The 13303-nt window shown below is 70.6% G+C and carries 12 protein-coding genes and 1 tRNA gene; 10 read left to right on the top strand and 3 right to left on the bottom strand.

Annotated features, from left to right (window positions below; genetic code table 11):
• The first annotated feature begins 88 nt into the window (after window positions 1–88).
• The 5 genes from KZC52_RS05395 to KZC52_RS05375 all read left to right on the top strand — a co-directional run bounded on the left by KZC52_RS05395 (window position 89) and on the right by KZC52_RS05375 (window position 5092).
• A complete protein-coding gene (locus KZC52_RS05395) occupies window positions 89–562 on the top strand; it encodes an FtsB family cell division protein (protein WP_247623029.1) in 474 nt (157 codons plus the stop codon).
• 46 nt (window positions 563–608) lie between these two features.
• A complete protein-coding gene (locus tag KZC52_RS05390) occupies window positions 609–1151 on the top strand; it encodes a DUF501 domain-containing protein (protein ID WP_247623028.1) in 543 nt (180 codons plus the stop codon).
• Window positions 1148–2470 (top strand): S8 family serine peptidase, encoded by a 1323-nt coding sequence (locus KZC52_RS05385; protein WP_247623027.1) that lies wholly within the window; start codon window positions 1148–1150, stop codon window positions 2468–2470. Before KZC52_RS05390 ends, KZC52_RS05385 begins: the two co-directional genes overlap by 4 nt.
• A 38-nt stretch (window positions 2471–2508) precedes the next feature.
• A complete protein-coding gene (locus KZC52_RS05380) occupies window positions 2509–4020 on the top strand; it encodes an NAD(P)/FAD-dependent oxidoreductase (RefSeq protein ID WP_247623026.1) in 1512 nt (503 codons plus the stop codon).
• Between the two features lie 286 nt (window positions 4021–4306).
• The gene (locus KZC52_RS05375) at window positions 4307–5092 is read left to right on the top strand and encodes a cation-transporting ATPase (protein ID WP_247623025.1); all 786 of its coding nucleotides are present in this window, start codon (window positions 4307–4309) and stop codon (window positions 5090–5092) included.
• A gap of 17 nt (window positions 5093–5109) precedes the next feature.
• On the opposite strand, the gene KZC52_RS05370 is transcribed toward KZC52_RS05375, so the two are convergent.
• Window positions 5110–5182: transfer RNA gene (locus tag KZC52_RS05370), tRNA-Leu, on the bottom strand.
• Window positions 5183–5270: 88 nt separating this feature from the next.
• Between KZC52_RS05370 and KZC52_RS05365 the strand changes: the two genes are divergently transcribed.
• The 3 genes from KZC52_RS05365 (at window position 5271) to KZC52_RS05355 (ending at window position 8486) form a co-directional block, all read left to right on the top strand.
• Window positions 5271–6518, top strand: coding sequence for an alanine racemase (locus KZC52_RS05365; protein ID WP_247623024.1), 1248 nt, complete (start codon window positions 5271–5273; stop codon window positions 6516–6518).
• Window positions 6515–7828, top strand: a complete 1314-nt coding sequence (locus KZC52_RS05360; RefSeq protein WP_247623023.1) for a D-arabinono-1,4-lactone oxidase — start codon at window positions 6515–6517, stop codon at window positions 7826–7828. The genes KZC52_RS05365 and KZC52_RS05360 overlap by 4 nt, the downstream gene beginning before the upstream one ends.
• Before the next feature lie 91 nt (window positions 7829–7919).
• A complete protein-coding gene (locus KZC52_RS05355) occupies window positions 7920–8486 on the top strand; it encodes a LemA family protein (RefSeq protein ID WP_247623022.1) in 567 nt (188 codons plus the stop codon).
• 33 nt (window positions 8487–8519) lie between these two features.
• Here the strand turns inward: KZC52_RS05355 and KZC52_RS05350 are convergent, their stop codons facing one another.
• The gene (locus KZC52_RS05350; RefSeq protein WP_247623021.1) at window positions 8520–9473 is read right to left on the bottom strand and encodes a hypothetical protein; all 954 of its coding nucleotides are present in this window, start codon (window positions 9471–9473) and stop codon (window positions 8520–8522) included.
• Window positions 9470–10726: a winged helix-turn-helix domain-containing protein gene (locus KZC52_RS05345; RefSeq protein ID WP_247623020.1), complete on the bottom strand. Its 1257-nt coding sequence runs from the start codon at window positions 10724–10726 to the stop codon at window positions 9470–9472. The genes KZC52_RS05350 and KZC52_RS05345 overlap by 4 nt, the downstream gene beginning before the upstream one ends.
• A 97-nt stretch (window positions 10727–10823) precedes the next feature.
• Between KZC52_RS05345 and KZC52_RS05340 the strand changes: the two genes are divergently transcribed.
• Together KZC52_RS05340 and ilvA are read left to right on the top strand one after the other, a co-directional pair.
• A complete protein-coding gene (locus KZC52_RS05340; RefSeq protein ID WP_247623019.1) occupies window positions 10824–12020 on the top strand; it encodes an AI-2E family transporter in 1197 nt (398 codons plus the stop codon).
• Window positions 12017–13246, top strand: coding sequence for a threonine ammonia-lyase (gene ilvA, locus KZC52_RS05335; protein ID WP_247623018.1), 1230 nt, complete (start codon window positions 12017–12019; stop codon window positions 13244–13246). The genes KZC52_RS05340 and ilvA overlap by 4 nt, the downstream gene beginning before the upstream one ends.
• The last annotated feature ends 57 nt before the right edge of the window (window positions 13247–13303 follow it).

Here is a 13303-nt window from a genome sequence, read left to right as displayed (position 1 = left end):
CATTGACGAAGGAGGAGCCGTGGTACGACGACCGGCTCCTCCTTCGGCGTCTCCGGGGCAGTCCGCGACGGCATCCGGAAAGGCTTCCGTGACCACGCCCGCGTCGCGCCGTCGTCGCGGGGCCGAGGCGAAGGTCGACGTGCGGGAGTGGGCCGCCGGCATCCGTCTCTCGGCGTTCTCGGTCATCATGCTGTCGCTCGTGGTGCTGGGTGCCTGGGTGCTCGTGCCGACGCTCGGCACGTTCATCGACCAGCGGCAGAAGATCGCTGCCCTCGAGGCTTCGGTGCAGGTCAGCGAGGAGCAGATCGCCGAACTCGAGCAGGAGCGCGAACGCTGGGACGACCCGGCGTACATCACGACGCAGGCGCGTGAGCGCCTCTACTACGTCAAGCCCGGCGAGGTCGTCTTCCTCATCGACAACGACCTCGACGCCACCGACCTCCCGCGCGAGCAGGAGCCGGTGAGCGACACGCTCGAGGAGAAGCCGGCCGACTGGATGCCGCAACTCCTGCGCACCCTGGTGTCGAGCGGTCTGAGCGACACCGCCGCCGTCGCGCAGTGACCGGCGCTCCGAGCATCCTCTCGGCAGCCTCCCCTACGCTGGTGGGGTGACCACGCCGCCTTTCCCCGCGCCCACCGCCGCCGAGCTCGCCGTCGTGACGGCCCAGCTCGGGCGCCCCGTCCGCGGAGTCGTCGGCATCGCCGCGCGCTGCGCCTGCGGCAACCCGACGGTCGTCTCCACGACGCCCCGCCTGCCCGACGGAACCCCGTTCCCGACTTTCTACTACCTGACGCATCCGGCGGCGACGGCCGCGATGTCGACGCTCGAGGCCACGCAGGTGATGCCCGAGCTCGCCGCGCTCCTCGAGACCGATGACGACGTGGCCGCCGGCTACCTCGCCGCGCACCGGGCGTATCTCGCCGACCGTGCGCAGTTCGGCGAGGTCGCCGAGATCGACGGGATCTCCGCCGGGGGAATGCCGACGCGCGTGAAGTGCCTGCACGCACTGGCCGGGCACGCGCTCGCGGCAGGCCCGGGAGTCAACCCGATCGGCGATCTCGCCCTCGCCCGCTCGAGCTGGTCGCCCGAGGTGTGCCGCTGCGATGCGCCCGGAGCGGCGCTCCGCGACGAGACGGATCCGTCGGCGTGACGGTCCGGCGGACGCTGCGCACCACCGCCGCGGCGGCGCTGGTGGCGGTGTCCGTCTTGCTCCTGGGCGCGACGGCGACCCCCACTCCGACTCCGGGGCCGGGCACCGGTCCCGTGCCCGACGATCCCTCCGATCCGGTGCGGGCGCAGGAGTACTGGCTCGACGGCGCACGGATTCGCGAAGCCTGGCAGACGACGCGTGGAGAAGGCGTCACGATCGCGGTGATCGACACCGGCATCGGCAAGGTGCCCGAGGCCTTCGGCGACGCGGTCATCGGCGGCACCGACGTGTCGGGAACCGGATCGCCCGACGGCCGCACCGCGTTGGGCGCGGTCGACGGCAACCACGGCTCCTGGGTCGCGTCGCTCGCGGCCGCCCGAGGTGCCGCCGACGGCACGGGCATGATCGGGGTCGCCCCCGAAGCGAATCTCCTGTCGATATCGGTCGGCTTCGGGGCCGCGGCCGCCGTGCCCTTCAGCGAGCAGGTCGCCGAGGCGATGCGCTGGGCGGTCGATCACGGCGCCGACGTGATCAACCTCTCCTTCACCACGAACACGCTCGACTGGGACGAGAGCTGGGACGACGCGTTCCTCTACGCCTTCGACCACGATGTCGTGGTGGTGGTCGCCGCCGGCAACCGGGGGAGCGGCACGAGCATCATCGGCGCTCCCGCGACCATCCCGGGCGTGCTCACGGTCGGCGGCGTCGACCAGACCGGCACGGCCAGCGTCGAGGCGTCGACGCAGGGCATCACGATCGGCATCTCGGCGCCGAGCGAGGGGCTGCTGGGCATCTCGGCCGACGGCAAGCTCGCCTCCTGGAACGGCACCAGCGGCGCGGCACCGATCGTGGCGGGCATCGCCGCGCTGATCCGGTCGGCCCACCCCGACATCCAGGCCATCGACGTGATCAACCGCATCATCAAGACCGCGATCCCGGTGCCCGGTGTCACCGAGGTCCCCGATCCGCTCTACGGATACGGACTCGTGGATGCCGCGGCGGCGATCTCGGCCGATCTCCCCTCGGTCGACAAGAACCCGATGGGAGATCTCGCCGAGTGGGTGCGGCTCTATCGCCGGGCCGCGGCGGCCGACCCCGAGCCGGAACCCGAGGCGACGCCGGTGGAGGTTCCCCCGCTCCCCGCCGCCGACGCACCGACCGAACCGGGTTCCCCGCTCCTTCCCAGCGCGGATTCACTGCGCTACGGTACCCTGCCGCTCGTCGCACTCACAGTCCCTGGTATCCTGGTGGGGCTTGGCGTCACCGCAGCTGCCCGGCGCATCCGATCGGCGCGCGTTCGACGTACGCCACATTCCTGACTCCGAGGAGTTGTCCCCCTGTGCCTCAGAACAGCACTGTGCCCAAGATTCTGATCGTCGGTGGAGGCTACGCAGGCTTCTACAGCGCATGGAAGCTCGAGAAGCACCTGCGCAAGGGCGAAGCCGACGTCACCATGGTCGACCCGCTGCCGTACATGACGTACCAGCCGTTCCTGCCCGAGGTCGCTGCAGGTTCGATCGAGGCGCGTCACTCGGTCGTCGCGCACCGTCGCCACCTCAAGCGCACGAACGTGATCACCGCCAAGGTGACGAACATCAACCACGCCGAGAAGGTCGCCACGATCACGCCGCCGTCGGGTGAGCCGTACGAGTTCGCCTACGACCAGATCGTCGTCACCGCCGGGGCCGTGTCGCGCACGTTCCCGATCCCGGGCATCGCCGACAACGCGATCGGCCTCAAGACGATCGAAGAGGCCGTCGCGATCCGCGACCGCGTCATGTCGAACTTCGACAAGGCCGCGTCGCTGCCCGCCGGCCCCGAGCGCGACCGCCTGCTGACCGTCGTCGTCGTCGGTGGCGGGTTCGCCGGCATCGAGGTGTTCGCCGAGCTGCGCTCGCTCGCCTCGTCCCTCGTCGGCAAGTACCCGCAGCTGAGCTTCGAGGACACCCACTTCCACCTCATCGAGGCGATGGGCCGCATCATGCCCGAGGTCTCGCTGCCGACCAGCGAGTGGGTGCTCAAGGACCTCGCCAAGCGCGGCGCCAACGTGCACCTCGACACGCAGCTCACGAGCGCGGTCGACGGCAACGTCGAGCTGTCGACCGGTGAGGTCATTCCGACCGACGTGATCGTCTGGACCGCCGGTGTCATGGCGAACCCGACCGTCGTGCGCGGCGGCGACCTGCCCGTCGAGGAGCGCGGCCGCATCCAGACCCGCGCTGACCTGCGCGTCGGAACCCCGGAGGCCTTCGTCGAGGGCGCCTGGGCCGCCGGTGACGTCTCGGCCGTCCCCGACCTCTCGGGCGGTGGCGTCGGCGGCTTCTGCGTGCCGAACGCGCAGCACGCCGTGCGTCAGGCCAAGCTGCTCGCGAAGAACCTCGTGGCCGTCCTCCGTGGTGAGGACCCCAAGGAGTACTTCCACAAGAACCTGGGTGCCGTCGCCGGTCTCGGCCTCTACAACGGTGTGTTCCAGTCCGGGAAGATCGCGCTCAAGGGCTTCGTCGCCTGGGTCGCGCACCGTGGCTACCACGGGCTCGCGATGCCGACGTGGGAGCGCAAGTGGCGCGTGCTGTGGGGCTGGTGGAACAACCTGTGGCTCGGCCGCGACATCGTGAACCTGCAGACCGTGCAGAACCCGCGCTATGTCTTCGAAGAGTTCGCCGCTCGTCCGCGTCCGGCCGCTCCGGCCGCAGCGCCCGCCGCCGAGACGGCTCCGGCCAAGACGGATGCCGCAGCCGAGAAGGGCGAGAAGGCTCCGGCTGACAAGGCTCCGGCCGACAAGGCTCCGGCGAAGAAGGCTCCGGCCAAGAAGCCCGCCGCGAAGAAGCCGGCTGCCGAGAAGGCCGCCGAGCCCGCCGCAGCGAAGTAATCCGCGTCATCGAACGCCCCGACTCCCGCCCGGAGTCGGGGCGTTCGTGCGTCAGCCAGTATTCGCACGGGGCTCATAGGTGCGATCGCTACTCTCGGGCATGCAAGGGGAGTACTCCCGTCTGCGGTGGTGTCGTCATTACGGACATGTCGATGTGTCCCGGCCCACCGGCCCCGTCCGGGGTGGAGGAGACCTGGCGTCCGCCGTCGCGGACAGCCGTGGATCCCTCGTCTCCTCCCGTCGTGGTTCCCGTGGTCGTCCGCACACGACCCGAAGGAATCGCATCATGGGAAAGCTCTCCCGCCTCATCGGAATGGCCACGCAGGCGCTCGACCTCGACTCCGGTGATCGCCGCCGGGATCAGGCCGCGCCGCAGACCGCGGCTCCGCGACAGCCGGCGCGCGGCCACGACCCCTACTCGCCGCCGCCCGCGCCGGGAGCGTATGCCGCCGCTCCGCGCGCCGGCGCCGCGGCCTCCGATGCCGACCGTGCGGCGATCGCGCGCTACGACTACCTGATGCAGACCGCCGACCCGCAGCGCATCGAGCAGATGCACCGTGAGGCGTTCGAGCGCCTCACGCCGGCGCAGCGTGCGCAGATCGAGGACCGCATGCGCGCGGAGCTCCCTCCGCACGAGCGCCCGGCGTCCGCGTCGGCCGACAACCTCGCCCGGGCGGCCGGCCGCGCCGAGGCGGCGAAGCCCGGACGGATGCGGGGGCTGCTCTCGCGCGTGCGCGGCGGCGGACGCGGGCTCGGCGCGGCGGGTGCCGTCGGTGGCGCAGCGGTCGGTGTGCTCGGGGCGGTCGCGGGCGGGGCGGTGCTCAGCACCGTCGCCGGCCCGCTGCTCGACCAGGCGGCGAGCCTGGGCGTCGACTTCACGGCTCTCGCCGAGGGCGTCGACCTCGAGGCGATCGCAGCGGGCATCGACGTCGAAGGCTTCGCGGGCGCGGCCGAGGGCGTCGTCGGTTCGGCCGGCGAGGCGGTCAGCGGGCTGGGCGAGACGGCGAGCGGCTGGGGCGACGAGCTCGGGGAGCTCGGGCTTCCCGACATCCGCGATCTCTTCGGGCGGTGATCCGCGACCACGAGGAGTGCCCCCGCTGGGACTCGAACCCAGACTGAAGCGATTTTAAGTCGCCTGCCTCTGCCATTGGGCTACGGGGGCCTCGTCGTGGCCAGCCTATCGAAGCCTTCGCGTGCGATCCGGTCCCGCGATCCGTGACCCTGAGTCCGAGAAGCCGTAGGGTGGGGGAGTGCTCGACCTCACAGCCGAACTGAGCCCCGATCCGCACCGCACCGGGGTGTCTCCCGAGTGGGAGGACCCCGCGAGGTACTGGCCGCGCCTGTCGGCCGCGACCGCGCATCTGCCGGCCCCCGTGGCCGTGATCGATCGCGACGCGCTCCGCTACAACGCGATGGACATGCTCGTCCGCGCGGGGGGTCTGCCGATCCGGGTCGCGTCGAAGTCGGTGCGCGTGCGCGCCGTGCTCGACGCGGTGCTGGCTCTTCCGGGCTACCGGGGCATCCTCGCCTTCACGCTCGCCGAGGCGCTGTGGCTGGCCGAGACGCACGACGACATCGTCATCGGCTATCCCACGGTCGACCGGGTCGCACTCGCGCGACTCTTCGCCGACGAGCAGGCGGCCCGGCGCGTCACCCTGATGGTCGATGACCCTGCGCACCTCGATTTCATCGACAGCGTCGCCGGTCCCGGTCGTCGGCCGGAGGTCCGCGTCGCGATCGACGTCGATGCGTCGTGGCGCTCGGCCCTGCTCGGTCACATCGGGGTTCGCCGCTCGGCCCTCTTCAGTGCGGGTGAGGTCGCGGCGTTCGCCCGCGAAGTGGCGGCACGCCCCGGGTTCCGGCTGGTCGGTTTGCAGATGTACGACGCCCAGATCGCTGGGCAGGGCGACGACGCAGGGTCGGATGCTCCGCTCATCCGTCTCGTCCAGGCGCGTTCCCGGGCCGAGCTGCGGGAGCGGCGGGCCGCCATCGTCTCGGCGGTCGCCGAGGTCGCCCATCTCGACTTCCTCAACGGCGGCGGCACGGGTTCGCTCGAGTTCACGGCGAGTGACGAATCGCTCACCGAGGCGAGCGCCGGGAGCGGTCTTCTCGGAGGCCACCTCTTCGACGGGTACCGCTCGTTCCGACCCGCTCCGGCATCCGCGTTCGCGTTCGACGTCGTGCGACGCCCCGCCGCCGACATCGCCACCGTTCTCGGCGGGGGATGGATCGCGTCGGGTCCGCCCGTCGCCTCCCGTCAGCCCCGACCGGTGTGGCCGGAGGGTCTGCGCACCCTGCCGCGCGAAGCCGCGGGCGAGGTGCAGACGCCGTTGCAGGGCCCGGCTGCCGCCTTGCTCGGTGTCGGCGACCGCGTCTGGTTCCGGCACGCGAAGAGCGGCGAACCGGCGGAGCGCATCGATCGCTATCAGCTCGTCTCGGGCGACGAGATCGTCGACGAGCTGCCCACCTATCGCGGCGAAGGAAGGGCGTTCCTGTGACGAGAATCGGCGGCACCTGGCAGAACTGGGGGCGGTCGGCATCCGTCAAGCCCGTCCGTGTCGAGCGCCCGCGCACGCCCGAAGGGGTGCAGCGCGCCGTCGTGGCCGCCGCCTCGCAGGGGCTGACGATCAAGGCCGTCGGCGCCGGGCACAGTTTCACCGGGATCGCGGTCGCCCCGGGCGTGCTGCTCGAGCTCGACGATCTGCAGGGCCTGGTGTCGGCGGACGCCACGACCGGCCGCGTGACCCTGCTCGCCGGCACTCGTCTGCACCGCATCCCCGGTCTGCTCGCCCCGTTCGGCCTCGCGATGGAGAACCTGGGCGACATCGACCGGCAGTCGATCTCCGGGGCTATCTCCACGGGAACGCACGGCACGGGTACCGGTTTCGGGGGACTCGCAACGCAGGTCGTCGGCGTCACACTGGTGACCGCCGCGGGCGAGTTCCTCCGGGTCGACGACGAGCAGAACAGCGGTCTGCTTCCGGCCGTCGCTCTCGGACTCGGAGCCCTCGGGATCCTCGTCGAGGTGACGCTGCAGTGCGTTCCCGCCTTCGTACTGCACGCCGTCGATGCGCCCGCCCCGCTCGCAGATGTGCTCGCGACGCTCCACGATCGCGCGGCGGCATCGGATCACTTCGAGTTCTACTGGTTCCCGCACACCGACGTCGCGCTCACGAAGCGGCAGACCCGTCTCGACGAGTCGGCAGTGCGCAAGCCGCTCCCTCTCTTCGGCAAGTGGGTCGACGAGTCGCTGCTCTCGAACGGCGTCTACCGCGCGGTGTGCGCCGCGGGCCAGGTGGTGCCCGCGGTCACGCCCCCGTTCAGCCGCCTCGCCGTCAAGCTCACGGGCGATCGGGAGTACACCGACCGCTCGCACCGGGTGCTCACGCAGTCGCGCAACGTGCGCTTCCGCGAGATGGAGTACGCCGTGCCGGCGGAGCGGATCGTTCCGGTGTTCCGCGCCGTGCAGGCGCTGATCGCCCAGCGCGGATGGCGCATCGAGTTTCCGCTCGAGGTGCGGTTCGCGGCGGAGGACGACCGCTGGTTGTCGACGGCCTACGGGAGAGCCAGCGCCTACATCGCCGTGCACCGCTACTGGCGGGCCGACCCCACGGAGTACTTCGAGGCGGTCGAGCAGATCATGCACGAGCACGGCGGGCGGCCGCACTGGGGGAAGCTGCACACACTGAACGCCGATCAGCTGCGTGAGCGGTATCCCCGATTCGACGATTTCGTCGCGCTGCGCGACCGGCTCGACCCCGATCGGCTCTTCCGCAATCGGTATCTCGATCGCGTTCTCGGAGCCTGAACGCATTCACAGGTCCGAGACGCGTCATGCCCAGTCCACGTGCAGGCGCGGTGGATAGGATGAGAGAAACACGAGGAAGGGTGGGCCTCTGATGGAATGGCTCGTGCCGGTACTGATCATCGTCGGCGTGATTCTGCTGGTCGGCATCTATCTGTGGGCCACGTACAACTCGCTGGTTCAGTTGAACGTCCGCGTCGATGAGGCATGGAGCGGCATCACCGTCCAGCTCAAGCGTCGAGCCGACCTCATCCCCAACCTCATCGAGACCGTCAAGGGCTATGCCTCGCACGAGAAGGCCGTCTTCGAGAACGTGACCCGTGCGCGCGCCGAGACGCTCTCCGCGAGCGGGCCCGGTGCGGCCGGCATCGCCGAGGGCCACCTGCAGCAGGCATTGCGCAGCCTGTTCGCCGTCGCCGAGGCGTACCCGCAGCTGCAGGCCAGCACGAACTTCCTCCAGGTGCAGCAGGCTCTCGTCGACACCGAAGACAAGATCCAGGCTGCGCGCCGGTTCTACAACGGCGGTGTGCGCGAGCTCAACACCAAGATCAAGGTTTTCCCGAACAACCTCTTCGCCAAGGGCCTGGGATTCACCGAGCGCGAGTTCTTCGAGGTCGCTGACAGCGGAGCGATCTCCGAGCCGCCGCGCGTCCAGTTCTGATCGCGTTCCGCATCCCGCTTTCGTGAATGACCCTCACCACACGGTGAGGGTCATCTCGTTTCCGGCGAACGTCACGTCTCCCCGCACCGCCCAGTCCTCGCTGCGATAGGTGGTCGTGCGCGAACCGCCGTCGCGGGCGGTGCCGGTGAGGGTCGCCACGAGCTCCCCCCCGCTCGCGGTGAAGCTCGCGCCGTCGTCGGCGAGCATCACGGTCGGCATCGTGTCGATGCGGAATGCGACGTCGTCGACCGTGCGGAACTCGGTGCCCCAGGGGATGCGGATGCCGCAGCCGTCGGCTGGGAGGGCCGTTTCCGCCGCGCATGCCTCGAGGAGCTCGTCGAGTCGCTGCTGCGCCGCTTCCGTCGCCTCGGGCCGCAGCGACGTCTCGACCTCGACGTCGTCGGCCGCGCCCGGAAGCGCCACGACGTCGGTCGACCCCGACAGGTACGCGGTCGGCGCGGCCGCGATCGTGTAGACGGCGGGGACGAGGAAGAGCGCCTCGGAGGCATCGAGCACCGTGCCTTCGATCGCAACGGCCGTACCCGCCGAGGTCGAGACCGTCACCTCGGCGAGACCCGATCCGTCCGGGACCCACCGACCGTCGGAACGGGTGAGAGCGAGGTCGGCGTCGTGCTCGGCATCACCCAGCACGAACGACACGTGCGCCACCGCGCTTGATCCCATCTCCTCCACCGAGACCACGGTGGCCTCGGAGACGAGCGAATGCGCGCCGTCGAACGCCTGGAGCGCCTCGTCCGAGACGTCGATCCCGGTGGCCTGCACCGCCGCGGCGTCGCCGGACTCGAGCGCCCGGAGATACGCGTGCGCGGCCTCGTCGGCCGAGCCCGCCCGCGACTGCGCCTGCCAGATCACGATGCCCGCACCGACGAGGAGCACGGCGACGATCGCGGCGACGAGCCATACCCAGGGCCGAGTGCTCCTGCGTCGTGGGCTCGGGTGCGGATCCGTCGTACTGCGCTCGGTCATCCGTCAGCCTCCCGAGCGTGAACGTGCCGGCGAACGTCGCCGCCGAGGGCGTGCAGCGCTCCGTGGATCGCGTCGGACGCGTCGCCCCAGCCCGACACCGATACGTGCTCGAGCCGCTGCCAGGCGGCGGCGAGAGCGAGTTCGCGGGCGATCGGTTCGGCGTCTTCGGGTCGAGCCTGCGGCTCCCACCAGGCCGACTGCACCTGCAGCGTGGACGTGGAACGGTCGGCCTTGAGATCGACGCGGGCCACGATGCGGTCGCCGACGAGCACGGGCAACGAGTAGTAGCCGTAGCGACGTTTCTCGGCCGGGACGTAGATCTCGATGCGGTAGTCGAGGTCGAAGGTGCGCAGCGCTCGATCGCGGAACCACACGACGGGATCGAACGGGGTGAGCAGAGCGGCGCTCCCGAGGGCGCGGGGCAGGACGCTGTCCCGATGCCGCCAGGCGGGGAGGGGGCGCCCGCCGCGCTCCCATCCGCGAACCCGTACGGGGAGGAGCTCCCCGGCATCCGAGAGATCGGCGATCGCCTGGGAGACCGCAGCGCGGTCGCGGATGCGGTAGTAGTCGGCGAGATCGGACTGCGTCGCGACGCCGGACGAACGTGCGGCGCGGCGCACGAGCTCGCGGATCGCATCGGAGCGGGGAATCGTCCGGGCGCGCACATCGGCGGGGATCACGTGCTCGGCAAGCGCGTAGGTGCGCTCGAATCCCTTGCGACCGCTGATCGCCACGTCGCCCGTGCGCCAGAGGTGCTCGAGGGCGAGTTTGACGTCGTCCCAGTCCCACCACGTCCCTCGCTCGCGCGGTGCATCTTCGCGCAGGTCCACCGGCCGCAGCGGGCCGCGGGCGCGCAATTCATCCTGCACCCAGGTCAGGGTGCGCGCGTTCTGGCTCATCCAGGACTCGTCGCCCGCCCAGCGTCGGCGGAAGTCGTTCATCCGGAACTGCCAGAGCGGCCAGTCCTCGATCGGGATGAACGTCGCCTCGTGGGCGAGGTACTCGACGTAGTGAGTGGTGCGTGAGAGGAACACGCGGTCGAGGAGGGCCGGCTCGTAGGCGCCCAAACGGGAGAACAGGGGCATGTAGTGCGACCGGGCGAAGACGTTGACGGAGTCGATCTGCAGCACACCGAGTCGCTCCATCGCCCGGTGCACGTGTCGCGAGGAGACGCCTTTCGGGCGCGCACGTGTGAACCCCTGAGCGGCGAGGGCGATGCGTCGCGCATGAGCGGGGCTGAGGGTTTCGGTCACGTCGGAAAGCGTAGCCCCGGCCGCCGACATCGCGGGCTCGTGACCGGCCGCCGAAGGATGCGTCTGACGGCATACGGCATCGCCGTAGACTTGGGCGATGAGCGACGAGCAGCGACCGCGGTTGAGGGATCTCCTGCGTCCGCGCCCGGTCTCGACCGACCGGACGGTGACGACCGAGGCGGAGGAGGCCGTGCCCCTCCCGTTGCGCATCACGGCGGGCTACGCGTGGCGTCTGCTCCTGATCGCCGCAGTCGTCGCGGGGTTCATCTGGATCGTCATCCAGCTCAAGCTGCTCGTGATCCCGCTGATGGTCGGCATCCTCATCACCGCTCTGCTGTGGCCCGCGTTCGAGTGGATGCTGCGGCACCGGTTCCCCCGGTGGCTCGCCGTCGCGATCTCGATCCTCGGCACGATCGCGATCGTCTCGACCCTGCTCTGGCTCGTGATCTGGCAGATCCGCGCCCAGCTCCCGGACGTGCAGGCGCGCACGGGGGCCGCGGTCGAGCAGTTCCGGCAGTTCCTCCTCGACGGTCCGCTGCACCTGACCGAGAAGCAGATCCAGGGCTACATCGATCAGGCGTTCGAACTCGTCAACGAGCAGGCCCAGCTCCTCCTCAACGGGGCTCTCGCCGTCGGAACCACGGCCGCCCACGTCGTGACCGGCGCCGTCCTGTCGCTGTTCATCCTCATCTGCCTGCTGGCCGACGGAGCGGGGATCTGGCGGTGGACGCTCCGGCTCTTCCCGCGCAAGGCGCGTCCCGCCGCCGACAGCGCGGCCCACAACGGCTGGTCGACGATCGTCAACTACGCACGCACGCAGCTGCTCGTCGCCGCGATCGACGCGGTCGGCATCGGCACCGGAGCGGCCCTTCTCGGTGTTCCCCTCGCCCTCCCCGTCGCGGTGCTCGTCTTCCTCGGATCTTTCATCCCGATCGTCGGTGCCGTCGTGACCGGCGCGATCGCGGTGCTGCTCGCCCTCGTCTACAACGGCCCGTGGATCGCCCTCGCGATGCTCATCGTCGTGCTCGGGGTCCAGCAGCTCGAGGGCCATGTCCTGCAGCCGATCCTGATGGGGTCCGCCGTGAAGGTGCACCCCCTGGCGGTCGTGCTGGTGGTGGCCGGAGGATCCATGATCGGCGGCATCCCCGGCGCGCTGTTCGCCGTGCCGCTGGCCGCATTCGTGAACGTGGCAGCCGTGACCGTCAGCACCGGGTCGTGGCGCACCGGAGACCAACCAGATGCAGATCTGATCTGGAGCACAGTACCGCGACAGCGGAGACGGAGAAATCGATGAGCGCAGTCCCCAGCCTGACCGAGTTCGAGCACGCAGCTCAGAGTCTGGCTGAGGTGATCTCGCACACGCCCACGCTGCCCTCCCGCGCACTTTCCGACATCCTCGGCGCACCGGTGCTGCTGAAGATGGAGAACCTGCAGCGCACCGGCTCCTTCAAGATCCGCGGCGCGGCCTACCGGCTGTCGCGGCTGAGCGCCGAAGAGCGCTCTCGCGGCGTGGTCGCGGCGTCCGCGGGCAACCACGCGCAGGGCGTCGCGCTCGCCGCCCAAGCGCTGGGCATCCCGGCGACGATCTTCATGCCGCTGGGCGTGCCGGTGCCCAAGCTGCTCGCCACGCGCGGCTACGGCGCCGAGGTCGTGCTCGAGGGCGAGACCGTCGCCACCTCGTTGCGACTGGCAGCGGAGTTCGCCGAGCGGACCGGAGCCGTGCTCATCCCGCCGTTCGACCACCGCGACGTGGTGATCGGCCAGGGCACGCTCGGCCTCGAGCTGCTCGCCGACGCCCCCGAGGTCGACACGATCGTGCTCGGCATCGGCGGGGGAGGGCTCATCGCCGGCGTGGCCGCGGCGGTCAAGGCGCGCGCCGCCGAACTGGGCCGCGAGGTGCGCATCATCGGTGTGCAGGCCGAGAACGCCGCGGCCGTGCCGCCGTCGCTCGCAGCCGGCCACCCGGTCGACATCGAGACGCGTCCGACCATCGCCGACGGCATCCTCGTCGCCCGTCCCGGGGCGATCCCGTTCGACATCATCAAGGACCTCGTCGACGAGGTCGTGACCGTCTCCGACGACGATCTGGCCCGGGCGATCCTCATCCTCCTCGAGCAGGCGAAGGTCGTCGTCGAGCCCGCGGGCGCGGCGGGTGTCGCCGCGATCCTGTCGGGGAAGATCGAGGCGACGGGCACGACGATGGCGGTGCTGTCGGGAGGGAACATCGATCCGCTCCTGCTGCAGCGCGTCGTCTCGCACGGTCTCGCCGCCTCCGGCCGCTACCTGACCATCCGCATCCCCCTTCCGGATCGTCCCGGCCAGCTCGCGCGCGTCTCGGAGCTGATCGCGGAAGCGGGAGCGAACGTCATCGAGGCGATGCACACCCGTCACGGGCACGGTCTGCAGATCAGCGACGTGATCCTCGAACTCAGCGTCGAGACCCGCGGACCCGAGCACTCCGAGCACACGCTCGACACGCTCCGCCGCGAGGGTTTCGAGCCCATCGTCGTTCCGGACTGACGCCGAACGCAGAACGCCCCTCGTGCCTGCGGGCCGAGGGGCGTTCTGCGTGAGGGG

The organism is Microbacterium galbinum (assembly GCF_023091225.1).
Taxonomy (GTDB): Bacteria; Actinomycetota; Actinomycetes; order Actinomycetales; family Microbacteriaceae; genus Microbacterium; species Microbacterium galbinum.
This window is presented reverse-complemented; position numbering and strand designations above follow the sequence as displayed.

What these genes read in the sequence shown, in the direction of transcription:
- KZC52_RS05375 (WP_247623025.1), top strand. Translation starts at nt 4,307, where the DNA reads ATGGGAAAGCTCTCCCGCCTCATCGGAATGGCCACGCAGGCGCTCGAC.
- KZC52_RS05355 (WP_247623022.1), top strand. Translation starts at nt 7,920, where the DNA reads ATGGAATGGCTCGTGCCGGTACTGATCATCGTCGGCGTGATTCTGCTG.
- KZC52_RS05350 (WP_247623021.1), bottom strand. Translation starts at nt 9,473, where the DNA reads ATGACCGAGCGCAGTACGACGGATCCGCACCCGAGCCCACGACGCAGG.
- KZC52_RS05340 (WP_247623019.1), top strand. Translation starts at nt 10,824, where the DNA reads ATGAGCGACGAGCAGCGACCGCGGTTGAGGGATCTCCTGCGTCCGCGC.
- ilvA (WP_247623018.1), top strand. Translation starts at nt 12,017, where the DNA reads ATGAGCGCAGTCCCCAGCCTGACCGAGTTCGAGCACGCAGCTCAGAGT.